The sequence below is a fragment of the Luteimonas sp. WGS1318 genome (assembly GCF_043187535.1).
Taxonomy (GTDB): domain Bacteria; phylum Pseudomonadota; class Gammaproteobacteria; order Xanthomonadales; family Xanthomonadaceae; genus Luteimonas.
In genome coordinates, this window is sequence record NZ_CP171131.1 from 1,092,157 (window position 1) to 1,115,922 (window position 23,766).

At 70.7% G+C, this 23,766-nt stretch carries 20 protein-coding genes; 11 read left to right on the plus strand and 9 right to left on the minus strand.

Annotation, left to right across the window (positions count from 1 at the left end; translation table 11 throughout):
* The first annotated feature begins 154 nt into the window (after window positions 1-154).
* Both ACF3M1_RS04980 and ACF3M1_RS04985 read left to right on the plus strand, forming a co-directional pair.
* Window positions 155-775 (plus strand): glutathione S-transferase N-terminal domain-containing protein, encoded by a 621-nt coding sequence (locus tag ACF3M1_RS04980; protein ID WP_394004467.1) that lies wholly within the window; start codon window positions 155-157, stop codon window positions 773-775.
* A gap of 47 nt (window positions 776-822) precedes the next feature.
* Window positions 823-1,314, plus strand: a complete 492-nt coding sequence (locus tag ACF3M1_RS04985; protein WP_394004469.1) for a ClpXP protease specificity-enhancing factor — start codon at window positions 823-825, stop codon at window positions 1,312-1,314.
* A gap of 241 nt (window positions 1,315-1,555) precedes the next feature.
* Here the strand turns inward: ACF3M1_RS04985 and ACF3M1_RS04990 are convergent, their stop codons facing one another.
* The 3 genes from ACF3M1_RS04990 to ACF3M1_RS05000 all read right to left on the minus strand — a co-directional run bounded on the left by ACF3M1_RS04990 (window position 1,556) and on the right by ACF3M1_RS05000 (window position 3,187).
* On the minus strand, window positions 1,556-1,888 hold the full coding sequence (locus tag ACF3M1_RS04990; protein ID WP_394004471.1) for a DUF3301 domain-containing protein: 333 nt from the start codon (window positions 1,886-1,888) through the stop codon (window positions 1,556-1,558).
* Window positions 1,889-2,048: 160 nt separating this feature from the next.
* Entirely contained in the window at window positions 2,049-2,921 is an 873-nt protein-coding gene (nadC, locus tag ACF3M1_RS04995; RefSeq protein WP_394004473.1) for a carboxylating nicotinate-nucleotide diphosphorylase, read from the minus strand.
* Complete coding sequence (locus tag ACF3M1_RS05000) at window positions 2,918-3,187, minus strand: Trm112 family protein (RefSeq protein WP_394004475.1); 270 nt, start codon at window positions 3,185-3,187, stop codon at window positions 2,918-2,920. Before ACF3M1_RS05000 ends, nadC begins: the two co-directional genes overlap by 4 nt.
* A gap of 167 nt (window positions 3,188-3,354) precedes the next feature.
* On the opposite strand from ACF3M1_RS05000, the gene purE reads away from it, so the two are divergent.
* Window positions 3,355-3,858 (plus strand): 5-(carboxyamino)imidazole ribonucleotide mutase, encoded by a 504-nt coding sequence (gene purE / locus ACF3M1_RS05005; RefSeq protein WP_394004477.1) that lies wholly within the window; start codon window positions 3,355-3,357, stop codon window positions 3,856-3,858.
* Entirely contained in the window at window positions 3,855-5,018 is a 1,164-nt protein-coding gene (locus ACF3M1_RS05010; protein ID WP_394004479.1) for a 5-(carboxyamino)imidazole ribonucleotide synthase, read from the plus strand. Before purE ends, ACF3M1_RS05010 begins: the two co-directional genes overlap by 4 nt.
* A gap of 428 nt (window positions 5,019-5,446) precedes the next feature.
* Here ACF3M1_RS05010 and ACF3M1_RS05015 read toward each other — a convergent pair whose 3' ends face one another.
* The 6 genes from ACF3M1_RS05015 to ACF3M1_RS05040 form a co-directional block, all read right to left on the minus strand.
* The gene (locus tag ACF3M1_RS05015; RefSeq protein WP_394004481.1) at window positions 5,447-6,250 is read right to left on the minus strand and encodes a heme ABC transporter ATP-binding protein; all 804 of its coding nucleotides are present in this window, start codon (window positions 6,248-6,250) and stop codon (window positions 5,447-5,449) included.
* Entirely contained in the window at window positions 6,247-7,233 is a 987-nt protein-coding gene (locus tag ACF3M1_RS05020; RefSeq protein ID WP_394004483.1) for a FecCD family ABC transporter permease, read from the minus strand. Before ACF3M1_RS05020 ends, ACF3M1_RS05015 begins: the two co-directional genes overlap by 4 nt.
* A 68-nt stretch (window positions 7,234-7,301) precedes the next feature.
* Entirely contained in the window at window positions 7,302-8,351 is a 1,050-nt protein-coding gene (locus ACF3M1_RS05025; RefSeq protein ID WP_394004485.1) for a hemin ABC transporter substrate-binding protein, read from the minus strand.
* A 77-nt stretch (window positions 8,352-8,428) separates the two neighbouring features.
* Entirely contained in the window at window positions 8,429-9,811 is a 1,383-nt protein-coding gene (locus ACF3M1_RS05030; RefSeq protein ID WP_394004487.1) for an ATP-binding protein, read from the minus strand.
* A gap of 100 nt (window positions 9,812-9,911) precedes the next feature.
* On the minus strand, window positions 9,912-10,946 hold the full coding sequence (locus ACF3M1_RS05035; RefSeq protein WP_394004489.1) for an alpha/beta hydrolase: 1,035 nt from the start codon (window positions 10,944-10,946) through the stop codon (window positions 9,912-9,914).
* A gap of 15 nt (window positions 10,947-10,961) precedes the next feature.
* Window positions 10,962-13,223 (minus strand): TonB-dependent siderophore receptor, encoded by a 2,262-nt coding sequence (locus ACF3M1_RS05040; RefSeq protein WP_394004491.1) that lies wholly within the window; start codon window positions 13,221-13,223, stop codon window positions 10,962-10,964.
* A gap of 248 nt (window positions 13,224-13,471) precedes the next feature.
* On the opposite strand from ACF3M1_RS05040, the gene ACF3M1_RS05045 reads away from it, so the two are divergent.
* The 7 genes from ACF3M1_RS05045 (at window position 13,472) to ACF3M1_RS05075 (ending at window position 23,747) form a co-directional block, all read left to right on the plus strand.
* On the plus strand, window positions 13,472-14,710 hold the full coding sequence (locus tag ACF3M1_RS05045; RefSeq protein ID WP_394004493.1) for an MFS transporter: 1,239 nt from the start codon (window positions 13,472-13,474) through the stop codon (window positions 14,708-14,710).
* Window positions 14,707-15,879, plus strand: coding sequence for an isochorismate synthase MenF (locus ACF3M1_RS05050; protein WP_394004495.1), 1,173 nt, complete (start codon window positions 14,707-14,709; stop codon window positions 15,877-15,879). Before ACF3M1_RS05045 ends, ACF3M1_RS05050 begins: the two co-directional genes overlap by 4 nt.
* Before the next feature lie 29 nt (window positions 15,880-15,908).
* The gene (locus tag ACF3M1_RS05055) at window positions 15,909-17,561 is read left to right on the plus strand and encodes a (2,3-dihydroxybenzoyl)adenylate synthase (protein WP_394004497.1); all 1,653 of its coding nucleotides are present in this window, start codon (window positions 15,909-15,911) and stop codon (window positions 17,559-17,561) included.
* Between the two features lie 112 nt (window positions 17,562-17,673).
* On the plus strand, window positions 17,674-18,387 hold the full coding sequence (locus tag ACF3M1_RS05060) for an isochorismatase family protein (protein WP_394004498.1): 714 nt from the start codon (window positions 17,674-17,676) through the stop codon (window positions 18,385-18,387).
* Between the two features lie 35 nt (window positions 18,388-18,422).
* Complete coding sequence (locus ACF3M1_RS05065) at window positions 18,423-18,650, plus strand: phosphopantetheine-binding protein (RefSeq protein ID WP_159681521.1); 228 nt, start codon at window positions 18,423-18,425, stop codon at window positions 18,648-18,650.
* On the plus strand, window positions 18,647-22,567 hold the full coding sequence (locus ACF3M1_RS05070; RefSeq protein WP_394004500.1) for an amino acid adenylation domain-containing protein: 3,921 nt from the start codon (window positions 18,647-18,649) through the stop codon (window positions 22,565-22,567). The genes ACF3M1_RS05065 and ACF3M1_RS05070 overlap by 4 nt, the downstream gene beginning before the upstream one ends.
* Window positions 22,568-22,943: 376 nt before the next feature.
* Window positions 22,944-23,747: a 2,3-dihydro-2,3-dihydroxybenzoate dehydrogenase gene (locus ACF3M1_RS05075; RefSeq protein ID WP_394004502.1), complete on the plus strand. Its 804-nt coding sequence runs from the start codon at window positions 22,944-22,946 to the stop codon at window positions 23,745-23,747.
* Window positions 23,748-23,766: the final 19 nt, after the last annotated feature.

A 23,766-nucleotide genomic window follows, 5' to 3' on the forward strand; every position in this document is an offset into this window, starting at 1 on the left:
ACCGGGGCCGTGCAGGTGACCCGGGCCGCGTTGCCCGACGCGGCGCGGAAATGCGAGACTCGGGAACCGCGACGACCGGCTGCGAGGGGCAGACGGCGTCACGGGGCTGGCGGATCCAGCCTCCGGAAGGCCGACGACGGCCATGAGTGCCTCCATGCGAAATGTCCTGACACTGTTTTCCTCGGTCGATGATGTGCTGTGCCACCGTGCGCGCCTCGTGCTCGCGGCGAAGGGCGTCACCTACGACATGGTCGTGGTCGACCCGCAGAATCCGTCCGAAGACCTGATCGACCTCAATCCCTACCATTCGGTGCCGACCCTGGTCGAGCGCGAGCTGGTGCTCTACGCGGCCAGCGTGGTCAGCGAATATCTCGATGAGCGCTACCCGCATCCGCCGTTGATGCCGGTCGATCCGCTGTCCCGCGCCCGGCTGCGCCTGGCGATGCTGCGCATCGAGCACGACTGGGTGCCGCAGGTCCAGGCCATCCAGATGGGGAACAAGGCCCAGGCCGAGGCCGCGCGCAAGCGGCTCAAGGAACTGGTGACCGCCTCGGTGCCGCTGTTCAAGGCCAGCAAGTTCTTCCTCAACCCCGAGATGAGCCTGGCCGACTGCGCGATGGCGCCGATCGTCTGGCGTCTGCAGGCGTTGGAGATCCCGCTGCCGAAGGACGGGGCCAAGGCGATCGAGGATTACGGCAACCGGATCTTCCGCAGCCCCGGCTTCGTGCGCAGCCTCACGCCGCAGGAACGCGCGCTGCGCCCGCTGCCGGAATGAGGCCCCCGGCGCATTCCGGAATGCCGACGAATCGTTAGACTGTCGGCATGACGGAACGATCGCCTGCGATGACCAGCCACCGCCCGTACCTGCTGCGGGCGCTGTACGAATGGATTGCCGACAACGGCATGACCCCGCACATCCTCGTCGACGCGCGCCTGCCGGGCGTGCGCGTGCCCGCGCACGCGGTCAAGGACGGCCGGATCGTGCTCAATATCGCCGACCGCGCGGTCGCGAAACTGGACATGGACAACGACAGCGTGCGGTTTTCCGCGCGCTTCGGCGGCGTGAGCCAGTCGGTGATGGTGCCCATTTCCGCGGTGCTGGCGATCTACGCGCGTGAGACGGGGCAGGGCATGGCGCTGCCCGAGGACATCACCGGCACGGCCGAAGACGGCGCACTCGACGACGATGACGAGATGATCGCCGACGCGCGTCCGGTCCTCGAAGCCGTCGACGGCGACGGTCCGGACGACCCGCCCGACGACGACGATCCGCCCCCGGAGCCGCGCCGCGCGCACCTGCGCGTGGTCAAGTAACGCGCGCTGCGGCAGACCGCGTACACGCGCCACGCGAGTGCGTGCTCGCGACCTGTCCGGGACCTCGTGAGCCTGCCCGCGTGCAGGCCTCCTGGGCGCTGTCGGCGCAGTCCCGGGTCGGCCCGCGCTGCTCGCTGAATCGAAGCGTTCGGTAGCACGGCGCTTCGGCTGTCGGGCATCACGCCACGATGGCCGTGTGCATTCCCGGACTGCCGGCCGTGGGCCGCCCGGCCCGCGCACTTCAGTACGGCGAGACGACCTGCGGGCGCGTGGGGCCGCTGAAGGCGACCAGCTGCTCGCCGCGCAGCACCAGGTGGCCGATGTGCCGCTGGATGCCGTCGTCCGAGTATTCGAACCGGAAGCTGCGCTCGATCCGCAGACGCCCGTCGTCGCCGCGCCGCAGGCGCATCGAATGTGCATGCACGGCCTGGTCGAGCCACTGCACGCCGGCACGCTCGCAGGCCTCGCGACCGAGCCGGCCCGCCCGCTCGGCGGCCGCGCGCGACGCGCTCCACCACTGGAGCACCGCGAACACGGCCAGCATTACGAAGATCATCGTCGGGAAATCGGGCATGGGCGCACTGTGGCGGCGGTGGAGACGGGAGGCAAGTATGGCCGCTCGGCGGCTGCGCGGTTCGCGGCGAACGCCCGGGCGCAGGGGGTGACGACGCGAGCGGTCGCGCACATCACGCCGTTGCGTGGGCGTGACCGGCCACGGCAGGCCGGGCCATCGCTCAGCCCGGCGGCGGCCCCAGCTTCAAGGACAGGTCGATCGCCTGCACGTGCTTGGTCAGGCCGCCGATCGAGATGCAGTCCACGCCGTCGTCGGCAATCGCACGCAGGCCGGCCAGATCCACACCGCCGGAGACCTCCAGCGGGATGCGCCCGTCGAACGGTGCGGCGCGTGCGATGCGCACGGCCTCACGTCGTGTATCGCCGTCGAAATCGTCGATCAGCACGCGGGTGCAGCCCGCGGTCAGCGCTTGGCGCAGTTCGTCGAGGGTTTCGACCTCGACGATCAACGGCAGCGTCGGCGACTGCGCGCGTGCCTGCGCGATCGCCGCGGCGATGCCGCCGGCGGCGCGGACGTGGTTTTCCTTGAGCATCACCGCATCGAAGAGCCCGATGCGGTGGTTGTGTCCGCCGCCGACACGCACCGCGTACTTCTGCGCCTGGCGCAGGCCGGGCAGGGTCTTGCGGGTGTCGAGGATGCGCGTGCCGGTGCCGGCCACGGCGGCCACGTGCTGTGCGGTCACGGTCGCGGTCGCGCTCAGCGTCTGCATGAAGTTCAGCGACGCGCGCTCGGCGCTGACCAGCGCGCGGGCGCGGCCCTGCAGGGTCGCCAGCACGGTGCCGGCTGCCACCCGGTCGCCTTCGGCCACGCGCCAATCGATGCTCACGTCGGGATCGAGCGCGCGATGGCAGGCGTCGAACCAGGGGCGCCCGCAGACGACGGCGTCCTGCTTGCACAGCAGATAGGCGATGTCGTCGACGTCGGGCAGCAGCGCGGCGGTGACGTCGCCGCTGCCGATGTCCTCGGCCAGCGCCGCGGTGACGTCCGCGGCGACCGCCGCGTGCGGCACGTCGAAGCGGTCGTCGGCGGTCATGCCTTCGGGAAGTCGGCGACCTGGCCGGTCGCGATGCCGTCCTCGACCAGCAGCACCGGAATGCCGTCGTCGACGCGGTAGACACGCTTGCGGTCGTGGGTGACCAGCGCCTCGCGCAGGGCCTCGGTCTGCGCGTTGCCGTCGTCGCGCTTGACGCTGCCGGCGGCGATCGCGGCGTTCAGCGCGTCCAGGCCGGCGCGGTCGAGCAGCGCGAGCGGCTGGCGGCTGGCGGGGCAGACGAGGATGTCGAGCAGCTTGCGGTCCATGGGCGGCATCGGATGCGTGAAGACGGAGCGCGACAGCGTAGCACTCCGCCTGCGCGCGCCGGGCGTGCGGGGGCGGGCTGGCCGACGGAACGGTGGCCGGATGTGCATCGACGCCGACGCGGCGCGGCGAACACGATAAAATGCGGCTTTGTGGCCGGGAACCGCTCATGACCAGCAGCTCAATTCCGCCGAAGGTCGGCATCGTGATGGGCTCGCGCTCCGACTGGGAGACGATGCAGCACGCCGCGCAGAAGCTCGAGCAGTTGGGCGTCGCCCACGAGGTCCGCGTGGTGTCCGCGCATCGCACGCCGGACGTGCTGTTCGACTACGCCGCGAGCGCGAAGTCGCGTGGCCTGCGCGCGATCATCGCCGGCGCCGGCGGCGCTGCGCATCTGCCGGGCATGATCGCCGCAAAGACCGCGGTGCCGGTGCTCGGTGTGCCGGTGCAGTCGAAAGCGCTCAACGGCCTGGATTCGCTGCTGTCGATCGTGCAGATGCCGGCCGGCATTCCGGTGGCCACGTTCGCGATCGGCAACGCCGGCGCCGCGAACGCGGCGCTGTTCGCCGCCGCGATGCTCGCGGCGGACGACGTCACGGTCGCCGCGGCGCTGGATGCGTTCCGCCAGCGCCAGACCGACGACGTCGCCGCCAACGATGATCCGCGTCGATGAGCGCACCGGACCGGGCCGCGACCACGGTCGGCATCCTCGGCGGCGGCCAGCTCGCGCGCATGCTCGCGCTGTCGGGCGCGCCGCTGGGCCTGCGGTTCCTGGTCATGGACACCGCCGACGACGCCTGCGCTGGGCAGTTCGCGCCGCTGCTGGTCGGTGACTACCGCGACGAGGCCGCGCTGGCCGAGTTCGCGTCGAAGGTCGATGTCGCCACGTTCGATTTCGAGAACGTGCCCGCCGAAAGCGCGCGCTGGCTGGCCGAGCGCGTGCCGGTGTTCCCGAATCCCGGCGCGCTGGCGCTGACCCAGGACCGCCTGGCCGAGAAGACCCTGTTCCGCGAGCTCGGCATCCCGGTGCCGGACTTCGCCGATGTCGCCACGCGCGCCGATCTCGAAGCGGCGGTCGCGCGCATCGGCACGCCGTGCATCCTCAAGACGCGGCGGCTGGGCTACGACGGCAAGGGCCAGTTCCGGATCAAGTCGCCGGCGGATCTCGATGCCGCGTGGACGGCTCTGGGTGCGCAGGCGTCGAGCGTCGGCCTGATTCTCGAGGGCTTCGTCGCGTTCCAGCGCGAGCTCAGCGTGGTCGCCGTGCGCGGACGCGGCGGCGAATTCCGCGCCTGGCCGCTGACCGAGAACTGGCATGTCGACGGCGTGCTGTCGGCGAGTCTGGCACCGGCACGCGTCGATGAATCGCTGCGTGCGACGGCGCTGTCGCATGCGCAGGCGATCGCAGAGCGGCTCGACTATGTCGGCGTGTTCGCGCTCGAGCTGTTCTGCCGCGACGGCGAGTTGCTCGCCAACGAGCTCGCGCCGCGCGTGCACAACTCCGGGCACTGGACGATCGAAGGCGCGGAGACCTCGCAGTTCCAGAACCACCTGCGCGCGGTGCTCGGCCTGCCGCTCGGCGATACGGCCGTGCGCGGCACGGTCTGCATGCTCAACTGGATCGGCGCGATGCCCGAGGCCGCGCCGGTGTTGTCGACGGCCGGCGGCCACTGGCACGACTACGGCAAGCAGCCGCGCGACGGCCGCAAGGTCGGTCACGCGACGCTGCGCGCCGACGAGGCCGAGGCGTTGGCGCAGCGGCTGGCCGATGTCGGCGAGGCGCTGGGACGGCAGGCGCAGGTCGCACCGGTGGTGGCGCGCCTGCGCGAGTGAGGCGTCGACTGAGCCACGCGCGCGCGTGAGCTCGGGCCCGAAGCGCGGGGGTGACGTGGTTATCCGGTGAACGCCTGTTCGCGCGCGAGCGCGCTCCTACAGGGGCTCCTGTAGTCGCGCAGGCCGCATCGTGCTTTCTTGTAGGAGCGCGCTTGCGCGCGATGGGCTCATCGGGACGCCTGTTCGCGCGCGAATGCGGGCCGACAGGATGCTCCGGTATTCGCGAAGGCCACATCGTCCTTTTGTAGGAGCGCGCTTGCGCGCGATGGGGGTATCGGGACGGCCATTCGCGCGCAAGCGCGCTCCTACAGGACGTTCGCGTATCGACGCGCGCCTGCACGGACATATGTGTTTTCTGGCCCCGAGGTCGATCGGCTTTCGGCCCACACCGCAGGATCGCTGCTGCATGGCGTGCCTGGCCGGTTTGCTCAGGTGTCGACGCGCGGATCGTCGCTGACGACCAGCGGCACGCCGCGGGTCGGGTGTTCGAGGACGAGGACCGGCTGCGCGTAGACGCGTTCGATCGTGGCCTGGGTCAGCACCTCGCGCGGGCTGCCGTCGGCAGCGATGCGGCCCTGGTGCAGCATCACGATACGGTCGGCGTGGCCGGCGGCCAGATTCAGATCGTGCAGGACGACGATCACGCAGGCGCCGTCGTCGGCCAGGCCGCGGGCGATGCGCAGCACGGCTTCCTGGTGTTGCAGGTCGAGCGCGGCGGTGGGTTCGTCGAGGAAGACCACCGGCGTGGTCTGCGCCAGCACGCGCGCGAACGCGGTGCGCGAGGCTTCACCGCCGGACAGCGTCTGCACGTCGCGTCCCTCGAAATGCGTCACGTCGGCCGAGGCGAGCGCGGCGTCGACGATGCGACCATCGACTGCGGGATCCGGCGCATGCGGCAGCCTGCCCATCGCCACCACTTCGCGCACACTGAAACCGAAGCGCACCGCGTGGTCCTGCGGCAGCACGCTGCGCTCGCGGGCGAGCGGGCGTGCCTTCCAGTCGCGCAGTTCGGCGCCCGACAGTCGCACGCGACCGATGGCCGGGGCGAGATCGCCGCTGGCGACCGCGAGCAGGGTCGACTTGCCGGCGCCGTTGGGGCCGACGAGTGCGGTCAGCGTACCGCGCGCGAAGCGCAAATCGACTGCGTCGAGGATCGCCCGGCCGTCGATGCGTACGCTCACGCCGTCGAGCGCGAGCACGTCGTGCGCGACGTCGGCGGCATCGTGGCTCATGCGGCGCCCTTGCGACGCAACACCAGCCATAGGAAGAACGGAGCACCGAGTGCTGCCGAGAACAGGCCGAGCGGGATTTCCGACGGCGGATCGAGACTGCGCGCGGCGGTGTCGGCGACGACGATCAGCAGGCCACCGGCGACCGCCGACAGCGGAATCAGCCAGCGGTGGCCCGGGCCAGCGAGCAGGCGCACGAAATGCGGCACCACGAGGCCAACGAAACCGACGACGCCGGCGAACGCGACCGCCGAGCCGACCAGCAGCGCGCAGACCGCGATCAGCATCAGGCGCGCGCGTTTGACGTCCAGACCGATGTGCTGCGCCTGGCGTTCGCCGAGCGCGAGCATGTCGAGTGGCGTCGCGAGCGCGCGCAGTGCGATCGCGCCGAGTGCGAAGGCGGGCAGGGCGGCCAGCATCGAATTCCAGTTCGCCATCGCCAGCGAACCCATCTGCCAGAACACCAGTGACTGCAGATCGTCGGCATCGGCGATGTAGGTGAAGAACCCGATCGCCGCCGAGCACGCCGCCGCGATCGCGATGCCGACCAGCAGCAACGTCGCCGTGCCGGTGCCGCGATCGGGCCGGGCGAGCACGTAGATCAGCGTGGTCGTGGCAGCGCCGCCGAGGAAGGCCGCGACCGGAATCGTCCAGGCGCCGAAGGCGGTCGCGCCGATCACGATCGCGCCGACCGCGCCGAGCGCCGCGCCATGGGTCACGCCGACGATGCCGGGATCGGCCAGCGGATTGCCGAACAGGCCCTGCAGGCCGGCGCCGGCCATCGCCAGCGACGCGCCGACGACGACCGCCAGCAGCGCACGCGGCACGCGCAGGTTCCACACCACCGAGATGTCGCGCTGGCTCAGGGCGCCGGCGTCGACCAGGCCGAGCTTGTGCGCGATCACGTGGACCACGTCTCCCGGCGGAATGCGCAGCGGACCGATGCCGAACGACAGCACGATCACGACCACCAGCAGCGCCAGCATGCCGACAAACAAAAGCCCGCCCGGCGGTCGCCGGACGAGGCCTGTGCGTCGAGAGGCGGCGCCTGCCGTCACGCGCCGGGCAGCGCGTCGAGTTCGGCGGCCAGCGCGGACAGCGCCTGGGCCAGGGCCACCGCACCCGCGCCGCCGCCGATGCTGCTGACCTTGAGCTGCGTGTCGGGCATCACCCAGACACGATTGGCGAAGCCCGCGGGCGTCTGCTTGAGCGATGGATACGCCTTCCACAGTCCTGCTTCGCCGCCGAACACGCGCAGGTCGTCCTCGCTGACGAGGATCACCTCGGGCTCGACGGCGACGATGCCCTCGTTGCTGAGCTGCGAATAGTTGGCCACCTTGGCCTCGTCGCCGACGTTGATGCCGCCGGCGAGGCGGATCAGTCCCGCGGCTGCGGTATCGGCGCCGCCGACGGTCGGCGAGCCGCCGCCACCGGTGGCGGAAATGTGGATCACGCGCGGCCTGCGCGTGTGGGTGGCCGCGATGCGCGCGGCCTCGTCGAGCTGCTGCTGCACCTGCGCGGCGAGCTGTTCGCCTTCGTCGGCGTGGCCGAACACGGTGGCGAGCTTGCGCACCTTGTCGGGAATCGGCTGCAGCTCGTCGACGATCACCAGCGTCTGCCCGGCATCGCGCAGCGGCTGCGCGAGCTTGCCGTGGCGGCGCAGGCTGTTGCCGACGAACAGCGTGCCGTCGAGGCTGAGGATGCCCTCGACGCCGGTGGTGCGGTTGAACAGGAAATGGTGCTGCGCCTGGCGGCCGGTCTCGGTGACCGCGTTGGTCGGCGCGGCGAAGACCTGGTCGGACAGACCCAGCGCGTCCATGACCATCACGATGTCGTCGTTGCCGACGATCGTGCGGCTGGTGTCGGTGATGGTGACTTCGACGTCATCGTCGGAGCGCACGGTGACCGGCAGGTCCTGCTGCGAACGGGCGACGCGCGGAATGTCGGTGCCGGCGATGCGCAGCCAGCCTTCGGACAGGGCATCCGGCGTGGCGCGGGCCTCGTTGGTCGATGCGGCCTCGGGCGGCGTGGACGACGGCGCGCAGGCAGCCAGCGCACCGGCGAGGGCGAGGATCAGCGGAGCGCGGAGGCGGCGTTCGGACATCTGCAATCCATCTCGGGACAAAAGACGGCGGCCGGACCGAAGTCCGGCCGCCGCGTGGCGCATTTTACAAGGGTTTCTCAGTCGGCCTTCAGCGTGATCCTGCGGATCTGGTCGCCGTCGACATCCTCGGCGCCGCGCGACTTGTTGATCGCGTACACCGTGCCGTCGCCGACCGGCAGCACGTGGTTGGGGAACGTCCCGCCGTCGAGGTTGGCGACGATCGTGCCGTTCGCGTCCACCGCGGTGATCGTGCCGGCGCCGCGGCTCGCGACATAGGCGAGCTTGGTGTGCGGATCGAACGCGACATACACCGCGCCCGCGCCGACGTAGACGTCATGCAGCACCTCGCCGGTGTCGGCATTGGCGATCACCAGGTTGTCGCTGCCCTGCGCCGCGACGTAGAGGCGACGGCCCACGGGATCGATCGCGACGCCGATGCCGCCGTTGATCGTCGGGAAGCGGAACATCCTGTCGACCTTGCCGGTGGCGCCGTCGAGCACCACCACTTCGCCGGTCGACAGGCCCACCGAATAGAGCTTGCCGCCGACCGGGTCGACGGTCAGCGCCATCGGCCCGAATTCCTCGCCGCGCACGTCCGACGGCACGGTCAGGTCCTGCACCACTTCGAGCGTCGTCGCATCGAAGGCCACGAACTTGCCGCCGCCGAAACCGCTGGCCCAGACGCGGTTGTCCTTGGTGTCCACGACCACGTCGCGGCCGTGCGGGAGCACGCCCGTGTCGAACTGCTTGACCAGCGACAGATCCGACTGGCGATACACGGCCACCGTGTCGTCACGGGTATTGGTCACCCAGACATTGCCGTTGGCATCGTCGACGGCGATCCCGTAGACCGCGTACACGCGACCGTCGGTGTGACCCTCGACCTGGCCCGGCGTGACGCGTGCGGTGATCTCCAGCGTCTCGGGATCGAGCTTGAGGAGTTCCGACTGGGTGACCGGCGGCCGACCGACCGCGGCGGTGACGAACAGCGCGTTCGACGCCTTGCTGTGCGCGACCTGGTACAGGCCCTGCACCAGCTTGTTGGTGGCCACGTCGTAGCGGTCGGCACCCGACAGCGGAACGTCCTTCGACACCTTCACTTCGATCACGGCGGCAGCATCCGGGTTGGCGACGCGCACGACCACGGGATGACGGCCCACCTCGGCATCGGCGGGAATCTGCACCGAGCCGGCCACCCTGCCTTCGGCATCGGCCGTCCACGGGCTGGCATTGAGCACCGACTCGCCGCGCAGCAGCGTCACCGCCTGGCCCGGCTTGAAGCCCTGGCCGGTCATCTCGACGGTGTCACCGGCCTTGATCACCGGAGTGGTCGCGCGCACTGCGCCGGCGAAATCGGGGTCGGGCTGGCTGAAGACCTGGGCGCCGGCGATGCCCGCGGCCGCGGACAGCGCGAGTGCGAGGGTGGCCAGACGCAGGCGGCGGAATGACGTCGTATGCATGGAGAACTCCTGGAGCGTGGACGATGCCGGCGATGCGCTGCCGGCGTTGACTGAAAGGTGGTGCGTGAGGACGCGCGGCCGGGCGGTGGTCGCCCCGGCGTCAATGGTCGGGGGCCACGCCGTCGGCGCGGCTCGGGGTGTCGCTGTGATCGGCCACGCCGGTGACCACGTGCAGTGCCCACATCAGCGACGCGCGGAACATCGGGCCGTGGGTCAGCCCGGGGAATTCGCGATAGCTGACGTCGAGCCCGTCGACCTCGGCCAGCCGCTCGGCCAGACGCTGCGCCGAATCCGCGGGCGCGGCCTCGATGCGGCGCAGGTGGACCTGCACGCGCGGGTCGGACAGGTCGCGGTGGGCAACCTGGCGCTCGCCTTCGCCGAGGCCGAGCAGCACCCGCACGGGATGACCGGCATTGTTGGCGACGAAGCGCTGCTCGGGTGCGCCGAGCAGGGCGCCGTCGCCCCACCACAGCGACGGGCTGCCCGCGGCGTAGGTGTCGAACGCGCCGGTGCGCGTGTACAGCGTGTGCAACGCGAACAAACCGGCGAGCGAATGCCCCCACAGCGTCTGCTGCGTTGGATCAGTGGCCACGTGCCGCGCGAGTTCCGGCCGGATGGCGCGCTCGATGGTTTCCAGCATCGCGTCCGCACCGCCGCCGCCGATCACCGGCGCGCCGCCGCGCACCGGGCGCTCGCCGGCGACGGGCGTGTAGTCGCGCGTGCGCGCCTCGGAATCGATACGCAGGGCGTTTTCGTAGCCGACGAACACCAGGGCGTGCGGCACCGGTTGCGCCGCCAGTTCCGCCAGCAGGACCGCGTCGAATTCGATCAGCGCGGCGTTGCCGTCCAGCATCCAGAACGCGGGGAATCCGCCCGCAGGCGCCGGCGTCTTCGGCACCGCCACGTGCACGCGCCAGGCGCGCGTGCCGTCGGCGCTGGAGACGCTGAACCGCTCGACGGTGTAGTGCGCCGAGCTGCGGTCGGCGATGGTCTCGCCGATGGTCTGGCCGGGATTGCGTTGCTGCGCGGCCGCGTCGGGCATCGCGCCGATCTGCAGCGCCAACAGCAGGCCCGCGGCGGCGGCGAGGGTCGCGACGCGGGTGCGGGGAGACAGCGGTGTGCGGGTGTGTTTCATGCGTCGGAGTATCGGTCAGAAGCCCAGGGTCATGCTGACGTGGTAGGCGCGTCCGGGCTCGTTGTAGGTCGCCGCGCCGGCGCCGCTGCTGCTGGATTCGCGGAACAGCCGTTGATCGAACACGTTGTTGACGCCGCCGCCGAGGTGGATGGTCGGCGTGATGCGGTAGCGCAGGCCCAGGCCCCACACCGAATAGGGACCACGCGTGGCGCGCAGCGTCGCGCAGGCGGCGGGATCGGCGACGCCGGCGCAGCGGTCGTCGTTGTTGATGTCCGCGGTGGCCGGCGCCTGGCGGCCGTAGAACGTGCCCGTCAGCAGCAGCGAGAGCGCGCGCGTGGCCTGCCAGTCGAGCGTGGTGTTGACGGTGTATTCGGGAATCACCGACAGCGGCTGGCGCGTCACCCGGTTCTCGTTTTCGATCATGTAGGTGACGTTGTTCGACCACGACAGCACGTCGCCACGATCGCCGAGCAGCGGCACGACGAGATTGCCTTCCAGGCCCTGGACCACGGCGTCGGGCGCGTTCTCCCACTGGAAGATGCGTGCCGGTCCTGCGGCCGGCGTGCCGGGGGTCGTTCCCACGGGGACGAACCCGGCGACGATCTTGTCGGCGTAGGCGTTGTGGAAGTAGGTCAGCGAGGCCTGGTGGCCGCTGACCGGCGCCCACTCGATGCCGATCTCCTTGTTGAGGCTGGTCTCGGCGTCGAGATCCGCGTTGCCCTGCACGTAGCAGCCCGAGCCCAGGCTCGGGAAGTTGTCGGGGCAGCCGTTGCCGCGCGTGTAATAGAGATAGTTCGCGTTCGACTGGTACAGGTTGGGCGCCTTGAACGCACGCGCCACGCCGCCCTTGAGCCGGATGTCGTCGTGCAAGGCGAGCTGGACGTTGAGGCTGGGGCCGGTATGGGTGCCGAACTGGCTGTGGTGATCGACGCGCAGGCCGGGCGTGAGAATCCAGCGCCCGCCCAGATAGATGTTGTCCTCGACGAACACCGCCGAGCTCCGCGCGTCGGCCCGGCCGCCGCCGCGGTCGGGGTCCAGCCCGGGGATGCCGCCACCGCTGCTGCCCGACTGCGATACCGAGTACGGATCGTCGAGTTCGCTGTCGCGATGTTCGAAGCCGATCGTCCAGACGTGCTCGGCGGCGCCGAACGTCGTCGGCAGGCTGATCTCACCGTCGATCGCGGCGTTGCGCAGGCGCGAGGTGGTCCAGGTGTCCGCATCGCCGATGCTGCCTTCCGGCCCGCCCGCCAGGCCTTCGGCGAGGCGCGTGTTGTTGGTGCCCTCGATGGCGAGGGTCAGGCGCGAGCTCGCATCGCCCCAGACGCCGCGATGGGTGACCGCGCCGCTGGTACGGACCAGGCGGTTGGTCTCGGCGCCGGCGTCGGCCAGTTCGGTCAGCAGCGGGGTGCCGTCGATGCTGACGGCGCGGTCGCCGGCATAGATGTTGCCCTGGCGGCTGATGCCGGCCTCGAGTTCCAGCACGTGGTCGGCATCGACGTCCCAGCGCAGCAGCGCGTTGACGTCACGATTGCGCACGCCCTCGCGCCCGGCCGGCGGGGTCACGCCCGAGGCGAAATCCGCGTTGAGGTCCAGTGCGTCGGCGTCGGTCTTGTTGAGATTGCCGTAGAGGCGGAACGACAGCGCCTCGGTCAGCGGGCCGCTCAGGGTCGCGCCGACACGCTGGCTGCCGCCTTCTTCGCCGTGCTGCGGCACCTGGCCGTAGAGCCCCAACGACCCACTCAGATCACCCGTCGGGCGCCTGGTGATGATGTTGACCACGCCGCCCGAGGCGCCGGAGCCGTAGCGCGCGGCGGCCGGGCCGCGCAGCACCTCGATGCGCTCGACCGCTTCGGCCGGCACCCAGTTGGTGTCGCCGCGCGTGTTGCGCTCGCCGCTGCGGCCCATGCGGATCGAATCGCGCGAGCCCACCGGCCGGCCGTCGATCAGGATCAGCGTGTTTTCCGGGCCCATGCCGCGCAGGTCGATCTGGCGGTTGTTGCCGTACTGGCCGGACGCGCTGTTCCCGGTGAGGTTGACGCCGGGCATCGTGCGGAGGAGTTCGGAGAGGTCGTTCGCCGGCGGCCGGCGCTCGATGTCCTCGACGGTGATGACCGAGGTGCCCAGCGCCTGGCGCGCGATGGCTTCAGCGGTGACGCGGACGGTATCGAGGTCGGTGGGCCGGTCCAGGGTATCGGCGGCCGCGGCGCCGGGCAGGCACAGCAGGGCGGCGATGACGCTGGCGAGCGGGGCGGGCGTGAGGTGACGAGCAGTGCGCATTGGGGTCCGAGGCGAGGGGTCTCGGGCGGCGGCGGAGACAGGGAAGGCGTGCCCCCTAGGGGGCGATTCGACGCACAGTCTATGCTGAATGCGAATTGTTCTCAATCAGTGGATGGATGTTGTGGCAGCGCAGGCACCTCCGGCCGTCACAAATGAGACCTGTTATCATTCACGCTTTCCCGTCCGGACGGCGCGCCATCTGCCGTCGCTCCCGGATCGGCCCCTGTTCACGACTTCGAGACCTGGCGTTGTCCCCGTCGACTTCCCCGACTCCGCTGCCCACCACGACCACCGCGCATCCGCCTGCCTCCGCGTTGCCGGCGCTGGTGTTCACCGCACTGGTCGGCACGATGGCGATGATGGCGTTCGTGGCCGTGGTGGGGCCGGTGGTGCGCCTGCTCGGCCTGGCCGAATGGCACGCCGGCCTGTCGGTCACGGCGGCCGGCGTGCTGTGGATGGTGTCCGCGCGGTACTGGGGACGCCTCAGTGATCGCCTCGGCCGACGCCGCGTGCTGCTGGTCGCGCTCGCCGGCTATGCGCTGGTCTATATCGCGATGGCGGTCTTCGTCGACGTGGCGCTGCGCGCGCCGCCGGCGATCTGGCTGTCGGTCGTCGCGCTGGTGGCGACGCGGGCGCTGGTCGGCCTGTTCTATGCCGCGGTGCCATCGACCGCCGCGGCCTGCATCGCAGACGAAGTGGCGCCCGGTCGGCGCGGGGCGGCGATGGCCAAGCTGGGCACCGCGAACGCGGTCGGCATGGTGGTGGGGCCGGCCGCCGCCGGCTGGATCGCATTCCACGGCATCGCCTGGGCCCTCTACATCGCCGCGCTGTTGCCGCTGCTGTCGCTGGCGGTGCTGTGGTGGCGACTGCCCGACACGCCGCCTGCGGCTGCCTCCCGCCGGGGCCCCGCGCCGGTGATGGCATTCCGTGATCCGCGCCTGCGCCTGCCGCTGTTCGCGGTGTTCGCGGGCATGGTCTCGGTGACGATCGCCCAGGTGGTCGTGGGCTTCTTCGCGATCGACCGTCTGCAGCTCTCGCCCGCCGACGGCGCGCGCGCCGCCGGCCTGTCGCTGACTGCGGTCGGGGTCGGTCTGATCCTCGCCCAGACCCTGGTGATGCGGCTCAAGTCGGTGCCGCCGGCGCGCTGGATCGCGGTCGGCGCAATGGTGTCGGCGCTCGGCTTCGCCTCGTCGGCCGCCATCGACGCGCAGTGGCAGCTGCTGGCCGCCTACGGCGTCGCCGCGTTCGGCATGGGCTTCGTGTTTCCGTCCTTCCAGGCGCTGGCGGCCGATTCGGTCGAGGCCGACGAGCAGGGCGCGGCTGCAGGCACGGTGGCGGCGGTGCAGGGCATGGGCATGGTGGCCGGGCCGCTGCTTGGCACGTTGCTGTACCGGGTGTCGCCGAGCGCGCCCTACCTGCTGGTCGGCGGTGTGCTGGTGGTGCTGGCGCTGGCCGCCGTGGCGCACGGTGGAGGACGCCGGGCATGAGCGCCGCCCTGCACAGCCTGACCGGCGCGCCGGATCCTGCGCGCGATCCGGCGGCAAGCCTGTTCCGCCTCGACGCGCCGCTGCGACGGATCGAGACCGAGGGCGTGCGGTCGCGTCTGCCGGCCGGGCCCGCGGCCACGCTCGGCGCACGGGTCGATGACTTCTTCGCGCACCAGGCCGGCGGGGAGGCGCTGCTGGTCGGCGCGCTGCCGTTCGATCCCTCGCACGACGACGCCCTGTTCCAGCCCGCGCAGGTGCGCATGCCGGAAAGCGGCCTGCCGCCCGGCGTGGCCGCCCGGGGCGACCATGCGATCGAAGTGCCGTCGGCCGCCGATTACGCGGATGCGGTTGCGCGCTGCATCGCGCGGCTCGACGCCGGTGTGGGTGCAGAGGCGCTGCGCAAGGTGGTGCTCGCCCGCAGCCTGCGCGTCGAGGCGGCCCTGCCGATCGATCCGCGCGCGCTGGCTGCGCGCCTGGGCGCCGACCGCAACGTCACCACCTACGTCACGCCGGTGCCTGCAGACGCCGACGGGGCGTCGGGCTGGCTGGTCGGGGCCACCCCCGAACTGCTGGTGTCCCGCCGCGGGCGTGCGATCACCTCGCATCCACTCGCCGGCTCCGCGCGCCGTCTGGCCGATCCCGAGGCCGATCGCCGCGCCGCGGAGGCCTTGCTGGCCTCGGCCAAGGACCATGACGAGCATCGCCACGTGGTGGATGCGATCGTCGAGGCGCTGGCGCCGCTGTGCAGCGAACTGCAGGCGCCGGCGCGCCCGTCGCTGCATGCCACCGCGACGATGTGGCACCTCGGCACACGGATCACCGGCACGTTGAAGGACCCCACCGCCTCGGCGGCGGCGCTGGCCGGCCTGCTGCATCCCACCCCCGCGGTCTGCGGCACGCCGCGCGCGCAGGCGCTCGAGGTGATCCGCGAGCTCGAGCCGGTCGACCGCGGCTTCTACGCCGGCGCGGTCGGCTGGGCCGACGCGCAGGGCGACGGCGACTGGTATGTCTCGATCCGCTGTGCCCATGTGCAGGGGCGGACGATGCGCCTGTTCGCCGGGGCCGGTATCGTGTCCGGTTCGCAGCCGGCGCTGGAGGTCGACGAGACCGCCGCCAAGTTCCGCGCGCTGCTCGATGCGCTGGGCATCGACGAGGCGCGCGCTGCCTGATCCGCCGTGCACGTACGACCGAGGACGCGATGAGCGATACCCCCACGCCGCAGCGGCTGCCGCTGCGCCAGACCTGGCCCGACGCGTTTGTCGCACGCTATCGCGCGGCCGGGCATTGGCGGGGCGAGACGTTTCCGGCGTTCCTGCGCGAACGCGCGACGCGCTTCGCCGACGCGATCGCCGTCGTCGGTGGCGACACGCGCTGGACTTACGCGCAGCTGTGGGCCGAGGCCGAGCGCATCGCCGCCGGACTGCTCGCGCAGGGGCTCGTGCCCGGCGACCGTGTCGTCGTGCAACTGGGCAACATTCCCGAATTCATCGCCGTGGTCTGCGCGCTGTTCCGCGCGCAGCTGGTGCCGGTCTACGCATTGCCCGCGCATCGCCTGACCGAAGTCGCGCATTTCGCGCGCAAGTCCGAGGCCAGCGCCTATGTCTGCGCGGAACGCGGTGATGCATTCGACTACCGCACACTCGCTCGCGAACTGCAGGCCGAGGTGCCGGCAGTGCGGCAGGTCTTCGTGGTCGGTGATGCGGCGGAGTTCGTGGCCGTCGATGCGCTCGACGGCCCGCGCGACGCGCTGCCGGGCGATCCCGATCCGCAGTCGGTCGCGTTCCTGCAGATCTCCGGCGGCAGCACCGGCCTGTCGAAGCTGATTCCGCGCACGCATGACGATTACATCTACAGCTTCCGCGCCAGCAACACGCTGTGCGGCATCGATGCGGACAGCGTCTACCTGGTCGCGCTGCCGGCCGCGCATAACTTCCCGATGAGTTCGCCCGGTTTCTTCGGCGCGCTGTATGCCGGTGCGCGCGTGGTGCTGAGTCCCGGGCCGGGGCCCGACGCGGCGTTCCCGCTGATCGCGGCCGAGCGCGTGACCTGCGTCGGCCTCGTGCCGCCGCTGGCATTGCTGTGGGCCGATGCCGCGGGCAAGACCGCGTTCGATCTGTCGAGCCTGCAGGTGCTGCAGGTCGGCGGCGCGAAACTGGTGCCCGAGGCTGCGCGCCGGGTGGTCGCGGGCCTGGGGTGCACCCTGCAGCAGGTGTTCGGCATGGCCGAGGGTCTGGTGAACTACACGCGGCTCGACGATGCCGATGCGCTCGTGCTGACCACGCAGGGCCGGCCGATCAGCGCCGACGACGAGGTGCTGGTGGTTAACGACTCGGGTGCGCCGGTCCCCGATGGCGAGATCGGCCATCTGCTGACGCGTGGCCCGTACACGATCCGCGGCTATCACAACGACGACGCGGCGAACGCGCGTTCGTTCACCGACGACGGCTTCTACCGCACCGGCGACATGGTGCAGCGCCTGCCGAGCGGCCATCTGATCGTGCAGGGCCGGGCGACCGACCACATCAACCGCGCCGGCGAGAAGATCTCGGCCGAGGAAATCGAAGACCACCTGCTCGCGCATCCGCAGGTGTTCGATGCGGCGGTGGTGTCGATCCCCGACGAATTCCTCGGTGAGCGCAGCTGCGCGTTCGTGATTCCGGGTGACGAGAAACCGCGTCCGGCCGAGCTCAAGGCCTGGGTGCGCGGCCGCGGTCTCGCCGCGTTCAAGGTGCCGGACCAGATCGTGTTCGTCGACGCGTTCGGGACCACGGCGGTCGGCAAGATCAGCCGCCGCGAACTGCGTGCGCAGTTGCGGGCGCGTTTCCTCGACGAGCAGAAGGGCGCCGGCTGATGTACTTCGCCGATGGAATGTTTGATCCGTCATTCCCGCGTAGGCGGGATGCGTTCTTCAACAGCCCGGAGGGTTGGTCATCCAGGGACCTTGATTTTCATGGCGGACGTCCATGGACTCCCGCCTGCGCGGGAGTGACGGCAAATCTCGGATCAGAAGCGCTGACGTGCGTTTGCAAGGCAAGAAGCTGATGGCTCTCCCCAATATCCTGCCGTATCCCCTGCCCACCGCCGCCGAACTGCCGGCCGCACGCGGCCGATGGATGCCCGAGGCATCCCGCGCGGCGTTGCTCGTCCACGACATGCAGCGCTACTTCCTCGCCGCATTCGCGCAGGACGACGCGCCGCTGGCGCCTGCCGTGCAGAATCTCGCGCGCCTGCTCGCGTACTGCCGCAGTGCGGGCATCCCGGTGTTCTATACCGCGCAGCGCGGCCATCAGGACCGGCGCGATCGCGGCCTGCAGGCCGATCTCTGGGGCCCGGGCATGCAGGCGATTCCCGAGCACGAAACCATCATCGATGCATTGGCGCCGGCCGACGGTGACCACGTGCTGGTCAAGCATCGCTACAGCGCCTTCCAGCGCAGCAACCTCGACACGCTGATGCGCGCGCGCGGCCGCGACCAGCTGCTGATCACCGGCGTCTACGCGCACATCGGCGTGCTGTCGACGGCGACCGACGCCTTCCAGCGCGATATCGAAACCTTCGTCGTCGCCGACGCGATCGCCGATTTCTCGCGCGCCGACCACGACCTCGCGCTGCACTGGATCGCGCGCACCTGCGGCGTGCCGCTGACCACCGAACGACTTCTGGAGATGCTGCAGTGACTGTGGACCGCACCGGCCCCTTGACCCTCGAGCGCATGCGCGCCGATGTCGCCAAGCTGATCAGTGAAGCGCCGGAAGACGTGCGCGACGACGACAACCTGATGGACCTCGGCCTCGACTCGATGCGCGTGCTGGGCCTGGTGATGGCCTGGGGCGAGCACGGCATCGCGCTGGAGTTCTCGCAGCTCGCCGAGCACACCACGCTCGCCGGTTGGTGGCAGGTGGTGCAGGGCCTGCAGCGCGACACGCCCGCCGCCGGATGACCGCGACGGCGTCTCCTGTCGAAGCCGATGCTGGCGCGCCTGGCACGGGCTGGCCGCTGACCGAAGCGCAAGCCGGCCTCTGGTATGCGCAGCGGCTGGCGCCGGACAACCCCGCGTTCAACACCGCGCACGCCTTGTGGATCGACGGCGCGCTGAATGTCGAGGCCTTCGTGCGCGCGGCGAACCAGGCCGCCGCCGAAGCACCGGCACTGGCCTTGCGCATGCGCGAGACGGCCGAGGGGCCGATCCAGTGGATCGATGCGGGTCACGTGCCGCATCTGGAGATCATCGACCTGTCGGCCGAACCGTTACCGGACGACGCCGCGCGCGCAGCGATGACGCGCGATCGGCTGTCGCCGGTCGATCCCGCGCGTGATCGCCTCGCGCTGCAGCGGCTGTTCCTGCTCGGCGGCGATCGCTTCGTCTGGTATCTGCGCGTGCATCACCTCGCGACCGACGGTTTCGGCATGGCGCTGCTCACCGAGCGCGTCTGTGCGCTGTATGCCGACGCATCGGCCGGGGCAGCCTTCGCGCCGCTCGAGGGCGTGCTGGCCGAGGACGCGACCTATCGCACGTCGGAGAAGCGCGCGACCGACGCGGCGTACTGGCAGCAGACGCTGGCCGGCATGCCGGCGGCGTCGGGGCTCGGCGGCGGCTTTGCCCATGCCGCGCCCGATTGCCTGCGTCACGTCGAAGCGCTCGACGCGGACTTCCGCGACGGCCTCGCCCGCGCGGCGACTGCGCTCGGCCAGCCTTGGCCGGACGTGCTGACCGCACTCACCGCCGCCTACTGCCAGCGCTTCGGCGGGCAGGGCGAGGCGGTCGTCGGCGTGCCCTTCATGGGCCGCCTCGGCAGCGCATCCGCGCGCGTGCCGGCGATGGTCATGAACGTGCTGCCTTTGCGCGTGCCCGCGCTGCCGGAGGCGAGCGTCGCGGATTTCATGCAGACGATGGTCCGCGCCCTGCTGCGCGGCCGCCGGCATGGTCGCTACCGCGGCGAGCAGCTGCGACGCGATCTCGGCCTGATCGGCGGGCAGCGTCGTCTGCATGGCCCGTTGATCAACGTGCAGCCGTTCTATCGGCCGACGGTCATCGCCGTTGCGCGCGCGTCGATGGAAATCCTCGGCACCGGCCCGGTCGACGACATCACCCTGGGCTTCCGTGGCGATGGTGTGCAGGCGCTCGATCTGGAGATCGAGGCCAATCCGGATCTGTATTCCAATACCGACGTGACCGCGCATGCGACGCGGCTGCGCACCTTTCTCGCAAAGGCGTTCGAACTGGCGGCGCAGCCGGATGCGCCTCTCGACGACGTGCCGCTGGCGACACCGGCCGAAGCCGCGCGCACGCTGTTCGAATTCAACGCCACCGCGCATCCCGTACCCGATACGACCCTGGTCGCGCTGATCGAAGCGTCGATGGCCGCCACGCCCGATGCGCCGGCACTGGCGTTCGAAAGCGAGACGCTGACATACCGCGCACTCGACACACGCAGCCGCGCACTCGCACAGGCGCTGCAGGCGCGCGGGGCAGGCGCCGACACCGTCGTCGCCGTCGCATTGCCGCGCTCGATCGAACTGGTCGTCGCGCTGGTGGCGGTGCTGCGCGCCGGTGCGGCCTATCTGCCGATGGATCTTGCGCATCCTGTGGAACGCCGCGCGCGCATCCTGCGATCCGCGCAACCGGCCGTGCTGCTGGCGCATGCCGACGACGGGATCGACTGGCCGGACGAGACGCCGCGCTTCGCACCGCGCACTTGGCCGCAGATCGCGGACGACGGCGCGCTGCCGGCCGTCGACCCGCAGCATGCGGCCTACGTCATCTACACCTCCGGCTCGACTGGCGAGCCCAAGGGCGTCGTCGTCGAGCATCGCGCGATCGTCAACCGCCTCGAATGGATGCGCACGCATTACGGCATCGATGCGAGTGATCGTATCCTGCAGAAGACGCCGGCGACGTTCGACGTCTCGGTCTGGGAATTCTTCCTGCCGTTGCTGGCCGGGGCCACGCTGGTGGTCGCGGCGCCTCACGCGCACCGTGATCCGGTCGCGATCGCGCGGCTTGTCCGCGAGGCCGGCATCACCACACTGCATTTCGTGCCGTCGATGCTGGCAGCGTTTCTCGCCGCGCCCGAATCGCGTGGTTTGAATACGCGTCGCGTCTTCGTCAGCGGCGAAGCGCTGGATGCCGATCTGCGCGACCGCTTCCACGCGACCATCGACGCGGAACTGCACAACCTCTACGGCCCGACCGAAGCCGCGGTCGACGTCAGTTTCTGGCCCGCCAGTGCGGATGACACTTCGCACCCGGTGCCGATCGGCTTCCCGGTCTGGAACACGCGGCTGTACGTGCTCGATGCGCGCATGCGCGCGCTGCCGCCCGGCGTCGTCGGCGATCTCTACCTCGGCGGCGTGCAGCTCGCGCGCGGCTATCTGGGCCGCGACGATCTCACCACCGAACGCTTCCTCGACGATCCGCATGTGCCGGGCGCGCGTATCTACCGGACCGGCGACCTTGCGCGCTGGCGCGACGATGGCGCCGTCGAGTTTCTCGGTCGCAGCGACCATCAGGTCAAGTTGCGCGGTCTGCGCATCGAACTGGGCGAGATCGAAGCCGCCATCGTCGCCAGCGGCTTCGCGTCGCAGGCGGCCGTCATCGTGCGCGAGGACCGCGCCGGCGACCGGCGCCTGGTCGGCTATCTGCAGCCCACGGCCGATTTCGACGCTGCGTCGCTGCGCACGTTCGTCGCCGCACAGTTGCCGGATTACATGGTGCCGTCGGCCTTCGTCGCGCTCGCCGATTGGCCGGTCACCGCGAACGGCAAGCTCGACCGCGACGCGTTGCCGGCACCCGCGTTCGAGCCGGGCGCATTCGTCGCGCCACGCACGCCGACCGAAACCGCGCTCGCCGTGTTGTTCGCCGAGGCCCTCGGTGTCGAACGCGTCGGTGCGGACGCAGACTTCTTCGCGCTCGGTGGCGATTCGTTGCTCGCGGTGCATCTGTTGCTCGCAATCCAGCAACGCTTCGGCCGCGATCCGGGGCTCGGCGCGCTGTTCGCCACACCGACGGTCGAGGGCCTCGCCGCCGCACTCGATGCGGGCGAGGGCGACGATCCCGACCATGGCCTCGCGCCAGTGATCGCGCTCGCGCAGGGCGAGCCGGCGCGTGCGCCGCTGTTCGTCGTGCACCCGGCCGGCGGCATCGCCTGGTGCTATCGCGAACTTGCGCGCTCGCTCGCGCCCGCGCGTAGCGTGTTCGGCCTGCAATCGCCGGCGCTCGATCTGGCGCAGGCGTTGCCCGGTAGCATCGACGCGCTGGCGGCCGAATACGCCGGGCGGGTCGTCGCCCTGCAGCCGGACGGCCCCGTGCATCTGCTCGGCTGGTCGGTCGGCGGCATCCTCGCCCAAGCGATGGCCGTGCGCCTGCGCGGGCTCGGCCGCGAAGTCGGCGTCCTCGCGCTGCTCGATGCGTATCCGGCCGAGGTCTGGCGCGCCGAACCCGAACCTGATGCGATTGCTGCACTGCGCGCGTTGCTGGCGATCGCCGGCTACGACCCGGATGCCTATCCCGAGCTGCGTACGCGAGAGGCCATCGTCGACTTCCTGCGCCGCGGCGACAGCGCGCTGGGCAATCTGCCGGGCGCGGTGCTCGACGGGGTCGTGCGCGCGGTCACCGATACCAATCGCCTGGTGCGCTTGCATCACCACCATCGTTTCGACGGCACGCTGCTGCACGTGCGCGCTGGCAACGACCATGTCGATCGCCCACAGCTGCAGTCATCGCTGTGGGCCGCGCATGCCGCGCATATCGAATCGATCGAGCTGCCATTCCTGCACGCCGAACTGACCGGCCGCGACGCCACCGCGCGCATCGCGCCGCTGCTCGATGCGCGGCTGGCGGCGTCCGACACCATGTAGGAGCGCGCTCGCGCGCGATGAAGCGTTCCCGGTAACGCCCCATCGCGCGCGAGCGCGCTCCTACACGTGGGGTCCGCCCGGTGCATCGTGAGAGCGGACGCGGGCATCCACTCCCATCGCCGTTACGGCTCCGAGACATCTGCATGCAACTCAGAGGCTTCGACGAACTGGCCGGCCGCGATGCCGCGCATCGCGCCGCTGCTCGATGCGCGGCTGGTGGCGTTCGACACCATGTAGGAGGCCGCTCACGCGCGATGATGCGTTCCTTGTAACGCCCCATCGCGCGCGAGCGCGCTCCTACAATTGTGGTCCGCCTGCATCGTGAAGACGGACGCGGGCATCCACTCCCATCGCCATCACTGATCGAGACATCCGCATGCAACTCACAGGCTTCGACGGAAAGATCGCCCTCGTCACCGGCGCGGCCGGTGGCATCGGTGCCGCGGTGGTGCGTCTGCTGGCCGAGAGCGGCGCGACCGTGGTGGCGACGGATCGGATTGCGCCGTCGACGTTCGACGCCTCAGGTCCGGTTGCGTCAACGGAACGTCTCGACCACGGTCCTGCCCGCATCCGGGCCCTTGCCTTGGACGTCACCGACGCCGCGACCGTCGACGCCCTCGTCCGGAGCGTGGAAACCGAGCTCGGGCCCATCGATCTCGCCGTCAATGTGGCCGGCGTGCTGTCGACCGCGTCTGTCCTCGACCTCACCGCGGACGAATGGCGCCGCACCTTCGCGGTCAATACCGACGGCGTGTTCCACGTCTCCCAAGCCGTGGCCCGCGTGATGGCGCCGCGTCGTCGCGGCGCGATGGTGACGGTCAGTTCCAACGCCGCCGGCATCCCGCGCCAGAACATGGCGGCCTACGCCGCATCGAAGGCCGCGACTACGATGTTCGTGCGCTGTCTCGGCCTCGAGCTCGCGCCACTGGGTATCCGCTGCAATATCGTCGCGCCGGGTTCGACCCGCACGCCGATGCAGACCGGCATGTGGACCGACGCCGGCGGCGAGGCGCGCACCATCGCCGGCACGCTGGAGACTTACAAGAGTGGCATTCCGCTGGGCAAGCTGGCCGAGCCCGACGACATCGCGAATGCGGTGCTGTTTCTGCTGTCGGACCAGGCCGGGCATATCGCGATGAGCGATCTCTACGTCGACGGTGGCGCGACGCTGCGCGGCTGAGCCGGCCGTGTCGTGGCGC

Coding starts and splice junctions, on each gene's coding strand:
- ACF3M1_RS05035 (WP_394004489.1), bottom strand. CDS start 10,946: ATGAAACACACCCGCACACCGCTGTCTCCCCGCACCCGCGTCGCGACC.
- ACF3M1_RS05025 (WP_394004485.1), bottom strand. CDS start 8,351: ATGTCCGAACGCCGCCTCCGCGCTCCGCTGATCCTCGCCCTCGCCGGT.
- ACF3M1_RS05070 (WP_394004500.1), top strand. CDS start 18,647: ATGACCGCGACGGCGTCTCCTGTCGAAGCCGATGCTGGCGCGCCTGGC.
- ACF3M1_RS05000 (WP_394004475.1), bottom strand. CDS start 3,187: ATGGACCGCAAGCTGCTCGACATCCTCGTCTGCCCCGCCAGCCGCCAG.
- ACF3M1_RS04980 (WP_394004467.1), top strand. CDS start 155: ATGCGAAATGTCCTGACACTGTTTTCCTCGGTCGATGATGTGCTGTGC.
- ACF3M1_RS05055 (WP_394004497.1), top strand. CDS start 15,909: ATGAGCGATACCCCCACGCCGCAGCGGCTGCCGCTGCGCCAGACCTGG.
- purE (WP_394004477.1), top strand. CDS start 3,355: ATGACCAGCAGCTCAATTCCGCCGAAGGTCGGCATCGTGATGGGCTCG.
- nadC (WP_394004473.1), bottom strand. CDS start 2,921: ATGACCGCCGACGACCGCTTCGACGTGCCGCACGCGGCGGTCGCCGCG.
- ACF3M1_RS05060 (WP_394004498.1), top strand. CDS start 17,674: ATGGACTCCCGCCTGCGCGGGAGTGACGGCAAATCTCGGATCAGAAGC.
- ACF3M1_RS05010 (WP_394004479.1), top strand. CDS start 3,855: ATGAGCGCACCGGACCGGGCCGCGACCACGGTCGGCATCCTCGGCGGC.
- ACF3M1_RS04985 (WP_394004469.1), top strand. CDS start 823: ATGACGGAACGATCGCCTGCGATGACCAGCCACCGCCCGTACCTGCTG.
- ACF3M1_RS04990 (WP_394004471.1), bottom strand. CDS start 1,888: ATGCCCGATTTCCCGACGATGATCTTCGTAATGCTGGCCGTGTTCGCG.
- ACF3M1_RS05065 (WP_159681521.1), top strand. CDS start 18,423: ATGCGCGCCGATGTCGCCAAGCTGATCAGTGAAGCGCCGGAAGACGTG.
- ACF3M1_RS05050 (WP_394004495.1), top strand. CDS start 14,707: ATGAGCGCCGCCCTGCACAGCCTGACCGGCGCGCCGGATCCTGCGCGC.
- ACF3M1_RS05075 (WP_394004502.1), top strand. CDS start 22,944: ATGCAACTCACAGGCTTCGACGGAAAGATCGCCCTCGTCACCGGCGCG.
- ACF3M1_RS05015 (WP_394004481.1), bottom strand. CDS start 6,250: ATGAGCCACGATGCCGCCGACGTCGCGCACGACGTGCTCGCGCTCGAC.
- ACF3M1_RS05030 (WP_394004487.1), bottom strand. CDS start 9,811: ATGCATACGACGTCATTCCGCCGCCTGCGTCTGGCCACCCTCGCACTC.
- ACF3M1_RS05040 (WP_394004491.1), bottom strand. CDS start 13,223: ATGCGCACTGCTCGTCACCTCACGCCCGCCCCGCTCGCCAGCGTCATC.
- ACF3M1_RS05020 (WP_394004483.1), bottom strand. CDS start 7,233: ATGCTGGCGCTGCTGGTGGTCGTGATCGTGCTGTCGTTCGGCATCGGT.